Raw genomic sequence first — 13,968 nt, 5'->3', positions numbered from 1 at the left:
CATCAGCTTGGTTTGCGCAGGATCCATTGCGGGGCAGCACGCCCAACTGCACCGCGCCGTCCTTCAAGCGGGGCCAGATCAGCAGCAGGTCGTACACGCTGCCCGGGCTGCCACAAAAGGCCCTCTTCAAGCGTAAACGCTCGAAGATCCCGCAACGTGCTATCTCCCAGCTTCTGCAGAGAGACGCCTGATCCACGCGTCATCTCAGGAACCTGTTCCATTGGGAAAATAAGAACGCGCTTGTTATGCCCAACCGCCAGAACATGCGTTCCAACTGCCGGAATACAGGCAAAAACGCTTTCCCCATTCTTGACGTTGAACACCTGCTTGCCTGTCCGCTTCTCAGCAACAATACCGGCCTCAGAGACAATCATGCCACGCCCGCTTTCGGACGCGATCAGGCGTCTGCCATCTTCCGTCACGGGGAACATCGCCACGATGCGTTCTTCCTGCGCGATATCCATCAGTGTCCGCACTGGCTGACCGAAACCACGCCCGCGGGGTAGATCCGCAGCCTTGAGTGTGAACGCCTTTCCGCCACTGGCGATCAGACAGACCCGGTCTGTGCTCTGACACTCCGCCATCAGTCCTGGTGAATCGCCTTCCTTGAAGCGATGGCCTTCCGGGTCCAATCCGTGACCTTTCATGGCCCGTATCCAGCCTTCGCTGGACAGCAGGATTGTCAGAGGCTCACGATCAACCTCCAGAGCCGCTGAAATATCGATGGCTTTGGGCGGTTCAGCAATTGTTGTCCGGCGATCACCTAGTGGGCCACTGCCAAACTTCTTGATCGTGGCGTCCAGATCTTTTCCAATCCGTGTCCAACGCCGCTTTTCAGACCCCAGAAGGGTTTCAAGAGACTTCCGCTCATCCGCCAGCGCATCACGTTCTTTGCGGATTTCCATCTCTTCCAGGCGCCGCAAAGAGCGCAGACGCATATTCAGCACAGCTTCCGCCTGAATATCCGTCAAAGTAAAGGTCTTCATAAGGCAGACCTTGGGCTCATCTTCTTCTCTGATGATGCGGATAACCTCATCAAGATTCAGATAAACCGCCAGAAAGCCGTCAAGAATTTCCAGTCGACGCAGGACTGCCGCAAGGCGATGGTTGGAACGTCGAACCAGCACTTCATGCACATGTGCCAGCCAAGCCTGAATGACCTGCTTGATTGACAGAACACCCGGTACACGATCCCCGCCCAGAACATTCATGTTCAGACTGAACCGGCTCTCAAGTGCCGTGTTGCGGAACATCGTCTCCATCAGGACTTCAGGATCACATCCCTTGGTCTTGGGCTCCAGCACCAGACGAATTTCCATGGTGCTTTCATCCCGGACATCCCCGAGCAAGGGCAGCTTACGCTGCTCCATCAACTCGGCAATCTGTTCGATCAGCCGGGATTTCTGCACCTGATAGGGAATTTCAGTGACGACAATGCACCACGTACCGAAACGTCCCTGTTCAACTTCCCAACGCGCCCGTGTCCGGAAACTGCCTCGGCCAGTTTCGTAAGACCGGATAATCGAATCCCGATCTTCCACCAGAATGCCACCGGTCGGGAAGTCAGGGCCTGGAATGTAATCGACGAGTTCCGCAACTGTTGCTTCAGGCTTCTCAATCAGAAGCTTTGCAGCTCGGCAGATTTCACCAGCATTGTGAGGCGGAATGCTTGTCGCCATGCCCACCGCAATACCCGCGGAGCCATTGGCCAGAAGGTTCGGGAACGTCCCAGGCAGGACGATCGGTTCGTGATCTTCGTTGTCGTAGGTTGGCCGGAAATCAACAGCATCATCGTTGATGCCATCCAGCAGCGTCTGAGCAATCTCCGTCAGGCGGCTTTCCGTGTATCGCATGGCAGCCGCGCCATCACCGTCGATGGAGCCAAAGTTGCCCTGCCCCTCAACCAGCGGATACCGAACGGCAAAATCCTGCGCCAGACGCACCAGCGCTTCGTAAACGGACGCATCACCATGCGGATGAAACTTACCGATCACGTCACCGACGACACGTGCACACTTTTTAAACCCTGATGTGGGATCAAGGCGTAGCTGCTGCATCGCATAGAGGAGGCGCCGGTGCACCGGCTTGAGACCATCACGCACATCCGGAAGGGACCGCGACATGATCGTCGACATCGCATACGCAATATATCGCTCGCTCAGAGCCTCCGCGAGCTTGGTATCCTCAATATGACCCGCCAGATCAACGCCCATGCACTTCCCCTTTTCTCCGCAGGAATTAGACACTGGCGCCCGCTTCTGTCCAGCGCCGCCCTCGTTCTTCTTTCGGCCTGTTCACCTTACCGGCCCATCCTCCATGAGGAGGATACACTGGCTCGCAGCGGCTTTGTCGCCCATCCGGCCGACACAACAGCCCGCTGGCAAATGATGAACCTGCTTCCTGCCAACACCATGACGTACCGCATGCAAGGCAATATTCCGGTCCTGCTCTATGCGGATCCGACAGCCTGCGGGTGCGTCTATATGGGCAATATATCAGCTTACCACGCTTACCAGTCCGGCCACCATGTCTCTGCGAATGAAGAACACCGTATGACCGCAGAAATTAATCAGCATCCGGGATGGGACTGGTCAGTCTGGAACTGGCGCGCGGACCCGGATGTCGTCAGTGGCCTTCGCCCAGGTCCGGTTCAGGTACAATACTGACCTCATCGCTCTGAAACTCGTTTGGCTCCGTCAATTTACGGACACGTTCAAAAAGCCTTTCGCGGGCTGCAGGCAATGGTTGATGCCGGACGCCAAAAACCCAGCGTGCCAGGAAATGACCTGTCAGGGTCATTCCCTGTAGCCATTCGTCAGGCAGACCTTCTTCTTCATCATGTCGCAGGAAGGCCGGAAGCGGCAATAGACGGTCCCGCCATTCTCCTGCTCCCGCAACGCTGACAGCCCGGCCAGATCGTGGAGAGACAAAATCCAGATCTTCAGTCGTCTCCGTAACTGCACAGGTCGAAAGATCCAGACCGTACCCAAGGCCACCGAGCAGTTCACGTTCCCAGCGAATATAGGCCGCCATGGGAGGCGGCTCGGGAGCAACAGCAATCAATGTAAGTAGACGGATCAAGCGCATGAAAAGCTCAGGATGAGGCTCACCCTGTGGGAGCGCCCCGTCAGCGAGGGCACATGCACTACTGACCATCGCCAGTTGCAACGGCAAGTCCAGCAATCTGGCGCCCACACTTTGCACCGGCTCGGCAGTCACACCTCCAAGTTGATCAGACAACCGGGCGCGCCATCTGGCCATAACAAGATTACCGGTTTGCCAAAGCGGGGCCTGTTTCCGTGAACCACCACCACGGACCATTCCATGCGAAACACCGTGCTCTTCGCTCAACAGATGAACAAGTGCACTGCCTTCGCCGTAGGGTCGAACGGAGAGAACAAGCGCAGCGGCTTCCCATTCCATCATTGCAAAACAGCCCCACAGCCCCTGAAAACAGAAAAACTCCCGCACGATAACCATGCGGGAGTTTCCAGTCTCTCGTATCCAACTGAACAGGCAAGCCCATCAGCCGGAAAAAGAAAGATGTTACTTCGTGCCAGCAGCAGCAGCCACTTCAGCAGCGAAGTCGTTTTCTTCCTTTTCGATGCCTTCGCCAAGCTGGAAGCGCTCGAAACCAATCAGCTTCGCGCCAGCCTTCTCAACGACCTTGGACACGCGGCTTTCGCCGTCCAGCACCCAGACCTGCTCAAGAAGAACAACTTCTTCGTAGAACTTGCGGACACGACCTTCGACCATCTTTTCGATGATGGCTTCCGGCTTGCCGGACTCACGAGCCTGCTCGATCAGAACAGCGCGCTCACGCTCCAGAGATTCCGGATCAACGCTTGCAACATCCAGAGCGGCAGGACGGGTTGCAGCAACGTGCATACCAATCTGGCGGCCAAGCGTCAGAATAGCTTCGCTCTCGGACGGTGCTTCAAGAGCAGCCAGAACACCAATCTTGCCAATGCCCGGACGCAGTGCACTGTGCACGTAGCTTGCGACAACGCCGGTCTCTACGGACAGAACCTTGGCACGACGGATGGACATGTTTTCACCGATCGTGGCGATCAGGTGCGTCAGTTCGTCAGCAACCGTACGGCCAGACGGAACCTTGGAAGCCTTGATGGTTTCCAGGTCATCACCAACTTCCAGAGCAACCTGAGCAACCTGCTCAACGAAAGCCTGGAATGCTTCGTTACGGCCAACAAAGTCCGTCTCGGCATTGACTTCGACCATAGCGGCGCGGTTCGGGCCGGAAACAACGCCAACCAGGCCTTCTGCCGTGGTACGGCCAGACTTCTTGGCAGCCTGGGACAGGCCCTTCGTGCGCAGCCAGTCGATGGCGGCTTCCATGTCGCCAGAGGCTTCAGTCAGAGCCTTCTTGCAATCCATCATGCCTGCGCCGGTGCTTTCGCGTAGCTCGCGAACCAGGGCTGCGGTGATCTCTGCCATGTTCTCTTATCCCTCGAAAAGATCATGCGGCCGAGCGTAAACGCCCGACCGCATGCATGTTTTTCAGTTGCCGTGCCATCAGAGAGAACACGGCACGCTGTCTCAGTTAGCGGCTGGAGCCTGCTCACCTTCGGCGACGGCAGCTTCAAGAACTGCGGTCTCAGCCGGAAGCTCTTCTTCAGCGCCGATATCGTGGCCGGAAGCAGCCAGCTCAGCAGAAATGCCGTCCAGAACTGCGCCAGAAATCAGGTCACAGTACAGGGTGATGGCACGGATAGCGTCGTCGTTGCCCGGGATCGGGTACGTGACACCGGCCGGGTTGGAGTTGCTGTCCAGAATGCCAATGACCGGAATGCCGAGCTTGTTGGCTTCTTCAACAGCCAGCTTTTCCTTGTTCGTGTCGATCACGAAAATCAGGTCAGGCAGACCGCCCATTTCCTTGATACCGCCGAGGGAGCGCTCGAGCTTCTCACGGTCACGCGTGATGTCGAGAACTTCCTTTTTCGTCAGACCAGCCGTGTCACCGGACAGCATATCGTCGATCTGGCGCAGACGCTTGATGGAACCCGTAATGGTCTTCCAGTTCGTCAGCATACCGCCGAGCCAGCGGTGGTTCACGTAGTACTGGCCGCAACGCTGGGCAGCTTCAGCAACATGCTCAGCAGCAGCGCGCTTCGTTCCAACGAAAAGAACGCGACCACCGTTTGCAACCGTCTCGCGGACCAGCTTCAGGGCGCGGTCCAGCAGGGGAACGGTCTGCTGCAGATCGATGATGTGGACCTGATTGCGAATACCAAACAGGTACGGCGCCATTGCAGGGTTCCAACGGCGGGTGTGGTGACCGAAGTGAACGCCGGCTTCAAGGAGCTGGCGCATGGTGAATTCTGGCATTGCCATGATTCAAATTCCTAGCATCTGGTTAGACCTCCGCATGACGACGTCCCTTGCGGAACACCAGAAAACCTCATGGTCATGCGTGCGGATTGTCCGCCAACCTCCTTGAAGGGAAGAAAACGGACGAGCGCGATATGGCTGATACGCGCCCTTATTGCAAGAATTTTCTCTGGTTTATCGTTGTTCAGCCTTCTCTACGCCACGGATGGTTCGCATCCGCTCAGCCAACCGAGGCGTCACGCGATATGTCCCGGGCAGAAGGATTTCCACATCCTGCGTCTCTTCCAGAGAAGGAAGCAGTACGACACGCCCATGTCCGCCACGCATTTCTTCAAGCATTTCAGAAAGACTGGGCAAAGCGGCTGACTGGCGGAGCCACACCCGCATTTCAGACCGCTCAGCAGCAGCTGCGACCTCTAGATCCATGACGCTCTGTGCCGTAATCCGCAAAGCGTCCCCGTCCAGTTTGAGTTCAGCCTGCACAAGAATAGCTTGCCCTGCGACCAAAAGATCCCGGCAGGACATCAATGTCTCAGCGAAGAGCGTGACTTCACAGCCACCACCACTATCCGAAAGATTGACCCACGCCATCTTCTTGCCAGTTCGGGTAGGACGCTCTTTTTTATCCACGACGCATCCAGCGATTTTGACACGGGTACTCCCTGTTTTTGCAGCATTTTCCAGTGCGTTCGACGGCGTGACCCCCAAGCGTCTGAGGACCGTGCGGTATGCATCCAGAGGATGGGCGCTCATATGGAAACCAATAGCAGACGCCTCCAGTGAAAGGCGCTCGAAATCCGGCCAAGGGCGCCCCTCATTCAGACGGAGAATTTCCCGCTCCTGTCCGCTCCCGCCAAACAGACCCGTCTGACCAACCTGCTGTTCCTGCGCTCTCGCTTGCGCCCGGCGGATGAGGATGTCCGCACTCGCGAATACAGTGTGGCGGTCTTTAAGGAGACTATCAAAAGCTCCTGATTTTGCGAGATTTTCTATCTGAATTTTATTAATGCTTTTAGGGTCACATCGCTCTGCAAAATCTGTCAGATCTTTGAAAGGACGGTCTCCGCGTACTGCCACCACCGCCTCCATGGCCGCAGTCCCAACGCGCTTGATGGCTGAAAGCGCATAACGAATGCCCTGACGCCCGTCTTCCAGTGTCTCAATGGAGAAATCCGCCATTGAGCGATTGATATCAACGGGAAGTACCGAAATTTTCATACGCTTTGCTTCCTGACAAAGCGCAGCGAGTTTATCCGTCTTTTCCCGTGCCAGAGACATACAGCCAGCAAGGAATGCGACTGGATGGTTCGCTTTCATCCAAGCCGTTTGATACGAAACCAGAGCATAGGCAGCGGCATGTGACTTGTTAAAGCCGTAGTCCGCAAAACGAGCCATAAGATCAAAGACTTCTACGGCTTTATCTTTTGGAATTCCCCGGGCCGTAGCGCCATCAGTGAAGATCTCGCGTTGCTTCTCCATTTCAGACGCAATCTTCTTGCCCATGGCGCGTCTTAGAAGGTCAGCACCACCAAGACTGTAGCCCGCCATTTTCTGAGCGATCTGCATGACCTGTTCCTGGTAGACCATGATCCCATAGGTCTCTTCCAGAATATCCCGAATTTCTTCGTGAGGCGGCTCCCATGCCTCGCCATGTTTACGCCGACAATAGTCCGGAATGTTGGCCATCGGCCCCGGTCGATACAACGACACACCGGCAATCAGATCTTCCAGACGGCTGGCGGCCATCTGTTTGAGCATGTCGCGCATGCCCGCGCCTTCAAACTGGAAGACACCGGCCGTGTCTCCCTTTGCGAGCATTTCAAAAGTCTTTTTATCGTCTAATGGGATACGTGAGAGATCGACGATAATTCCTTGTTCTTTAAGGAAATCCAGACCACGCTTCAGAATTGTTAATGTCGTCAGACCAAGGAAGTCGAACTTGACCAGTCCAGCCTGCTCAACAAACTTCATGTTGTACTGGGTGACCAGCATGTCGCTCTTCGGGTCTCGATAAAGCGGCACCAGCTCGACCAGTTCTCGGTCACCAATCACGACGCCTGCAGCGTGTGTTGAAGCGTGCCGATAGAGACCTTCAAGCTGAAGAGCAATTTCCAGAAGCCGTTTCAAAGCTTCATCGCTGTCTCGCATCTCCTGAAGGCGCGGTTCGCCCTCGATCGCCTGCGCCAGCGTCACTGGCTTGGCAGGATTATTCGGGATCAGTTCTGCAACGCGGTTAACCATGCCGTAAGGCAAACCAAGTACACGCCCGACGTCACGGACGGCAGCTTTGGCCTGAAGCTTACCGAAGGTAATGATCTGAGCGACACGGCTTCCACCGTATTCCTCACGGACATAGCGGATAACTTCGTCTCGGCGGTCCTGACAGAAGTCGATATCAAAGTCAGGCATCGAGACACGTTCCGGGTTCAGGAAGCGCTCGAACAGCAAGCCGAAGGGTAGCGGATCAATATCAGTGATGGTCAGTGCATAAGCCACCAGTGAACCTGCACCCGATCCACGCCCAGGCCCGACGGGAATATCATGCGCTTTTGCCCACTGAATGAAGTCAGCCACGATCAGGAAGTAGCCGGGGAAGCCCATCTTCGCGATGATGTCGAGTTCAGTTTGCAGACGATCTGAATAGATTTTTCGTTTATCTTCGTCCGCACTGATCGCTTCAAGGCGTTTCTCCAGCCCTTCCCATGCCATGGCACGAAGCGTTTCTTCTTCCGTTGAACCCTCACGAACCTTCGGGCAAATCGGCAGAAGTGGCTTTCGCGTGCATGCAGCGATGGCACATTTCTGCGCAATAATAAGCGTATTGTCACAAGCTTCTGGCAGATCCTTGAAGATCTCACGCATCTCGGCCGGCGTCTTGAACCAGGCCTGCGGGGAAACGTGCCAACGATCGGCTTCGGCCATCGTCCGCCCCTGCGCAATACAGATAAGCGCATCATGGGCTTCGTGCATCTGAGGCGTCGGGAAGAAGCACTCATTGGTAGCGACAAGGGGAATATCAAGCTTGTCCGCGAGTGGGATCAGAACGCTTTCGATTTCGCGTTCACCCGCCGCGCCGAAGCGATTGAGTTCCACCGCAATATTACCCGGAAAAGCGTCTGCCAGACGACGCAGCAGTTCTTCTGCCTCACCTTTCTGCTCGTCGTAAATCAACCGATTGATCGGCCCACGATTGCCGCCAGTCAGAAGGAACAACCCATCGGCGTGCTGGCACAGCACATCCACAGCAACTGTTGGATCAGCCGGATCACCGTTCAGAAAGCCCTCAGAGGACAGGATCTGGAGATTGGCCAGCCCCGTCTCGTTCCGGGCCAGCACTACCAGCGGCTCAGAAGGAGCTCCGGGCTTGGTGCTGCGGGATGGAAGGGAAAGCTGACAGCCGACAATCGGCTGTACACCGCTGCTTCGGCAGTAAAGAGAAAATTCCAGAGCACCAAATAGGTTGCCACTGTCCGTCAATGCAACGGCAGGCATACCGTTCTTCACAGCCAGACTAACCAGATCTGGAATGCGAATGGCGCCCTGGCTCAGGGAGTAGGCTGAGTGATTACGGAGATGGACAAAATCGGCATGAGACATGCCTCTATTCTATCAGGACCGGCGAGCAGATACAGCGCTCTTCTTGCCGGTCACCTCAACTCAAAACGGTACGAGCTTCCCATCCCGTAACGTTACCGTCCGGTCCATACGGGCCGCAAGTTCCTGATTATGCGTTGCAATCAGTGCTGCAACGCCTTCCTCACGAACGGCACGCAATAGCTCATCAAAAACGTGATCAGACGTCCCAATATCCAGATTGCCGGTTGGCTCATCCGCAAGGAGAAGTTTTGGCCGGTTGGCTAAGGCCCGCGCGATAGCAGTCCGCTGCTGCTCACCACCAGACAGGCGGCCGGGCAGAGAATTCAGGCGATTAGACAATCCAAAACGTCCCAATAGATCTTCGGCACGCGCCCGCGCCACCTTTGCGGACACACCCGCAACCAACTGGGGCAACATGACATTTTCGCGCGCTGTGAACTCACCCAACAAATGATGAAACTGATACACAAACCCGATTTGATCACGCCGCACAGCAGTGCGAACGCTATCGCTCAGTCCACTTACCGCCTTGCCACCGATATAAACTGTACCGTCGGTGGGAGCTTCCAACAGCCCGGCAAGATGCAAGAGCGTAGATTTTCCGGTCCCGCTCGGCGCAACAAGGGCAACAATTTCACCGGGATAAAGCGTAAACTCGGCATTCGATAGAATTTCGAGCGTTTCTTCACCTGACCGAAAACGACGCGTCAGATTCTCCAGCTTTAATGCTGGCATCTGTGTCTCACTCATGACGCAACGCCTCAATTGGATCAGTTCGCGCTGCTCTCCATGATGGATACAGCGTTGCGAGAAGAGAAAGCACCAGAGACATGGCAATCACTTCTCCAACCTGCGACCAGACCAGCTTCGCCGGAAGACGCTCGAGAAAGTAAACTTCCGGGTTGAACAGGTTGGTGCCGGTAAGAGACTGGAGCCACTGCCGGATGCGTTCGATATTCAGGGCAAACGCAATGCCAAGGGCAGAACCGGCAGCCGTCCCGACAATCCCGACAAAAGCGCCATTCATGAGGAATATCCGCATGACTGCGCCGCGGCTCGCACCAAGCGTCCGCAAAACCGCGATATCCCGCGTCTTGTCCTTCACCATCATGATCAAGGACGAGATGACGTTGAAAGCAGCCACCAGAATAATGAGCGTCAAAATGAGGAACATGACGTTCTGCTCAACCGTCACAGCATCCAGGAAGCCATTTGCGCTGTTCTTCCAGTCAATAACGCGTAGGCGTGGATCATCCAGACGCTGGACAACGGCCTGACGCGTAAGCTGGACGTTCATAGGATCGTCTACCGAAACCTGAATGAGCGACACTGCATTTTCAAGCATCAGAAACTTTTGCGCAGCCGGAAGCGGCACCAGAACGATGTTGGAATTATAATCGTTCCAATTGGCATCGAAGATGGCAGCCACATGATACGTTTTTACGCGCGGCATCGTGCCGAATGGTGTCGCCTGACCGTCCGGGGAAAGGAGTGTAATTGGAGAACCGATCGTCAGACCCGCACGATCCGCCATGGTCGTCCCAATGGCAACGGCGTCGTCTCCCGTGAAACGATCAATCGACCCGGCGATAATACCACTGCTTAAGGCGCGCCAGTCACGAAAATCCTGTTGTGCAATACCCTGGACTTCCGCACCCGTCGAATACCGTCCGGCTTCGACCAGCACAGTTCCCTGCGCCATGGGTGTGACGGATTTGACCCCGGGAATAGAGCGGATAGCCTCAACGTCGTTCTGATAGGCCTCAATGGGGCGGCCATAGCCATACACAGAGAGATCTCCGTGAAGACCCAGGATACGCCCCATCAGATCAGCCTTGAACCCGTTCATCACCGACATCACGATGATGAGTGTGGCCACTCCGAGCGCAATTCCGACCAATGAGAAAACTGCAATGATCGAGGCGAAGCGTTCGCCACGGCGGGCACGCAGATAGCGCCCTGCCACCATACGCTCGAAGCGGCCAAACATCAGGCGGCTCCGATCTTGGCCAGCGCTTCAGCCACCGGCAGCTCGAACCGCTCACCATCTGCACGGCGCTTCAGTTCAACCTTGCCTTCTTTGGCACCACGAGGACCGACAATGATCTGCCAGGGATGACCCATCAGATCAGCATCGTTAAACTTCACGCCCGCGCGCTCGGAGCGATCATCGTACATGAAGTTCTCTGGATCAGCCCCGTAGATCTCTTCACAGATCGCATCACAGGCTTCATCACCCGGACGCAGGTTGAGGATCGCAGCTTTGTACGGCGCAACGGAATCCGGCCAGATGATGCCAGCGTCGTCATGCGATGCCTCAATGATAGCACCGACCAGCCGGGAGACACCGACCCCATAAGACCCCATGTGAGGCGAGAATTTCGTCCCGTCGGCACCGCTGACTTCGATCCCCATGGATTCCGTGTACTTGGTGCCGAAGTAGAAGATGTGGCCAACTTCGATGCCACGCCCTTCCCGCTTCCGGTCATCCGGCACTTCCGCCCAGGCAGCCTCGTCGTGCTTCTCATCCGTTGCGGCATAGTGATCCGTCACGGAAGAGAAGAATGCGGCGAGATCTTCCTCGTTATCACAATCAACCGGGCGGCCCAGCCAATCCTGCTCTTCAAGGGCAGCGTCAAAGAATACGCCGCTTTCACCTGTTGGCGCGAGAACCAGGAACTCATGGCTGAGATCACCACCGATCGGCCCCGTATCAGCAACCATAGGAACAGCGCGAACACCGAGACGCTGGAAGATCCTCAGATAAGACAGCATCATGCGGCGATAGCTGTTAACCGCGCCCTGATAGTCTGCATCGAAGGAATAAGCGTCCTTCATGAGGAACTCGCGACCGCGCATCACACCGAAACGGGGACGCACCTCATCACGGAACTTCCACTGAATATGATACAGCGCCTTTGGAAGCTGTTTGTAGGAGCTCACAGAAGATCCGAAGATATCCGTGATCATTTCCTCGTTCGTCGGTCCGTAAAGCAACTCACGACCATGACGGTCCTGAATGCGCAGCATCTCCGGACCATAAGCGTCATAACGCCCTGAACGACGCCACAGATCAGCAGACTGCAGTGTCGGCATCAGGACTTCCTGTGCGCCAATCGTATCCTGCTCTTCGCGGATGATCTGCTCGATGTTCCGAAGAACACGCAGGCCCGCTGGCAGCCAGGCATAAATACCCGAGGAGGTCTGGCGAACCAGACCTGCACGTAGCATCAGGCGATGAGACGCAATTTGCGCCTCCGCCGGAACTTCCTTCAGCGTCGGCTGAAAGGCTTTACTCAGACGCATACTCTATTCTCTCAGACGCGCAGCAGATGAACATCGACAAGCGGACGCTTCTGGAGCTTGCGCCCCAGGGCACGGCGCAGGGCCGTCTTGGCCGCATCACGGAATGCCGTGTCGTCCTTTCGCAGTTCATCAGGAATTTCGTCAATAGAATCAGCGAATTCTTCCTGAATGCGAATGCTTTCCGGATCTTCCGATTCCAGAAGGCCTGGCGCACTGATCTTTGGCTCACCGATCACATAGCCTTCGTCATCAACAGCGAAGCTCGCAAGAACCATGCCGTTGAAGAGCATCTTGCGACGTGCCGCCAGAACACCACCCGTCATGGGCAGAAGACGACCGCCATCCAGCGCCAGGCGACCAGTCGGTGCCGTATCGACAACCTTCACGTCACCCGGCGACAGGTTCAGGATGTCACCATCTTCCAGCAGGATCGGATCAGAACCCATTTCATGGGCCAAGGCCGCATGAGCCGTCAGATGACGCCATTCGCCATGTGTTGGGATGCTGTATTTCGGACGGACAATGCCATACAGAACGCGAATATCATCGCCCGTTGCATGACCGGACGTATGAACCTTCGCGTCTTTGTCCGTCAGAACAGTCACACCACGACGGGACAGGTTGTCCTGCACAGCCATGACAGCCTGCTCATTCCCCGGAATAACGCGGGAGCTGTAGATGACCGTGTCACCCTCACCCAGCGAAATGTTCGGATGAGTATCGGACGCGATACGGGACAGGGCAGAACGAGGCTCGCCCTGGCTTCCCGTGATGATCATCAGAAGGTTGTCATCATGGACGTCGCGTGCGTCCTGCTCCGTCAGGAACGGCGGCAGATCGCTGAAGTAACCGCACTCACGGGCAGCAGTTTCAAGATTACGCAGGGAACGGCCCACGATCATGACAGCACGACCAGCCGCCATGGCAGCCTTCGCAATGCTCTCAACGCGCGCCACGTTGCTGGCAAAGCACGTTACGGCCACACGCCCCTGAAGGCTTGTGATCAGATCCGTCAGGCCTTTGCGGACGTCCGCTTCGGACTCTGAACGGCCTTCCTTCATGACGTTGGTGCTATCACCCACCATCGCCAGAACGCCCTCGTCACCTAGACGACGGAACTCTTCCAGATCAGTGACCGGGCCAACAAGCGGATTTTCGTCCAGCTTCCAGTCACCGGTATGAACGATCAGGCCATGGGGCGTCCGCAGAGCAACTGCCTGCGCTTCCGCGACAGAGTGCGTCACCGACACAAACTGAAGATCAAACGGGCCGACATGGAAGCGCGAGCCCGGCATCACCACATGAATTTTTACCTGATTAACCAGATGCGCTTCATGCAGCTTGCGACGCAGTACTGCGGCAGCGAACGGCGTGGCATAAACCGGGCAGCGCAGATAAGGCCAGAGATGAGCTACTGCACCCAGATGATCTTCATGGGCATGTGTAATGACCAACCCACACAGATCCTTTGCACGATCCGCGATAAACGTCGGGTCCGGCATCAGCACTTCAGCTTCAGGCGTGTCGTTACCTGAGAAGCCAATGCCGCAATCGATGGCGAGCCAGGTTTCCTTACTGTTTTTAGTGAGGCGGTAGAGATTGAAATTCATGCCGATCTCGCCTGTCCCGCCCAAAGGCAGGAAGGACAAACCGTCAGGTGTATCCGTCATAGTTATTCCTTACGTGTGTTACCATCATGAGCGATATTCATTGCCG

10 protein-coding genes are annotated in these 13,968 nt (G+C 56.0%); 1 reads left to right on the top strand and 9 read right to left on the bottom strand.

Annotated elements, in window-relative coordinates; genetic code table 11:
- Positions 1 to 2: 2 nt before the first annotated feature.
- Positions 3 to 2,213, bottom strand: coding sequence for a DNA topoisomerase IV subunit A (gene parC, locus GCE01_RS08070; protein WP_099212256.1), 2,211 nt, complete (start codon positions 2,211 to 2,213; stop codon positions 3 to 5).
- Between parC and GCE01_RS08065 the strand changes: the two genes are divergently transcribed.
- Positions 2,190 to 2,666: a hypothetical protein gene (locus GCE01_RS08065; RefSeq protein ID WP_099212253.1), complete on the top strand. Its 477-nt coding sequence runs from the start codon at positions 2,190 to 2,192 to the stop codon at positions 2,664 to 2,666. The two genes, parC and GCE01_RS08065, sit on opposite strands and share 24 nt — an antisense overlap.
- On the opposite strand, the gene recO is transcribed toward GCE01_RS08065, so the two are convergent.
- From recO to GCE01_RS08025, 8 genes are all read right to left on the bottom strand, one after another.
- Entirely contained in the window at positions 2,626 to 3,423 is a 798-nt protein-coding gene (recO, locus tag GCE01_RS08060) for a DNA repair protein RecO (RefSeq protein ID WP_099212698.1), read from the bottom strand. The two genes, GCE01_RS08065 and recO, sit on opposite strands and share 41 nt — an antisense overlap.
- A 123-nt stretch (positions 3,424 to 3,546) precedes the next feature.
- Positions 3,547 to 4,455, bottom strand: coding sequence for a translation elongation factor Ts (gene tsf / locus GCE01_RS08055; protein ID WP_046901436.1), 909 nt, complete (start codon positions 4,453 to 4,455; stop codon positions 3,547 to 3,549).
- 102 nt (positions 4,456 to 4,557) lie between these two features.
- Positions 4,558 to 5,352 (bottom strand): 30S ribosomal protein S2, encoded by a 795-nt coding sequence (gene rpsB / locus GCE01_RS08050; protein WP_046901435.1) that lies wholly within the window; start codon positions 5,350 to 5,352, stop codon positions 4,558 to 4,560.
- A 171-nt stretch (positions 5,353 to 5,523) separates the two neighbouring features.
- Positions 5,524 to 8,946, bottom strand: coding sequence for a DNA polymerase III subunit alpha (gene dnaE / locus GCE01_RS08045; protein ID WP_099212251.1), 3,423 nt, complete (start codon positions 8,944 to 8,946; stop codon positions 5,524 to 5,526).
- Positions 8,947 to 9,006: 60 nt separating this feature from the next.
- Entirely contained in the window at positions 9,007 to 9,696 is a 690-nt protein-coding gene (locus GCE01_RS08040; protein ID WP_099212248.1) for an ABC transporter ATP-binding protein, read from the bottom strand.
- Positions 9,689 to 10,936, bottom strand: a complete 1,248-nt coding sequence (locus GCE01_RS08035; RefSeq protein WP_099212246.1) for a lipoprotein-releasing ABC transporter permease subunit — start codon at positions 10,934 to 10,936, stop codon at positions 9,689 to 9,691. Before GCE01_RS08035 ends, GCE01_RS08040 begins: the two co-directional genes overlap by 8 nt.
- Positions 10,936 to 12,252, bottom strand: a complete 1,317-nt coding sequence (proS, locus tag GCE01_RS08030) for a proline--tRNA ligase (RefSeq protein ID WP_099212244.1) — start codon at positions 12,250 to 12,252, stop codon at positions 10,936 to 10,938. Before proS ends, GCE01_RS08035 begins: the two co-directional genes overlap by 1 nt.
- 11 nt (positions 12,253 to 12,263) lie before the next feature.
- Entirely contained in the window at positions 12,264 to 13,922 is a 1,659-nt protein-coding gene (locus GCE01_RS08025; RefSeq protein WP_099212242.1) for a ribonuclease J, read from the bottom strand.
- Between the last annotated feature and the right edge of the window lie 46 nt (positions 13,923 to 13,968).

The sequence above is a fragment of the Gluconobacter cerinus genome, assembly GCF_002723935.1.
Taxonomy (GTDB): domain Bacteria; phylum Pseudomonadota; class Alphaproteobacteria; order Acetobacterales; family Acetobacteraceae; genus Gluconobacter; species Gluconobacter cerinus.
This window is presented reverse-complemented; position numbering and strand designations above follow the sequence as displayed.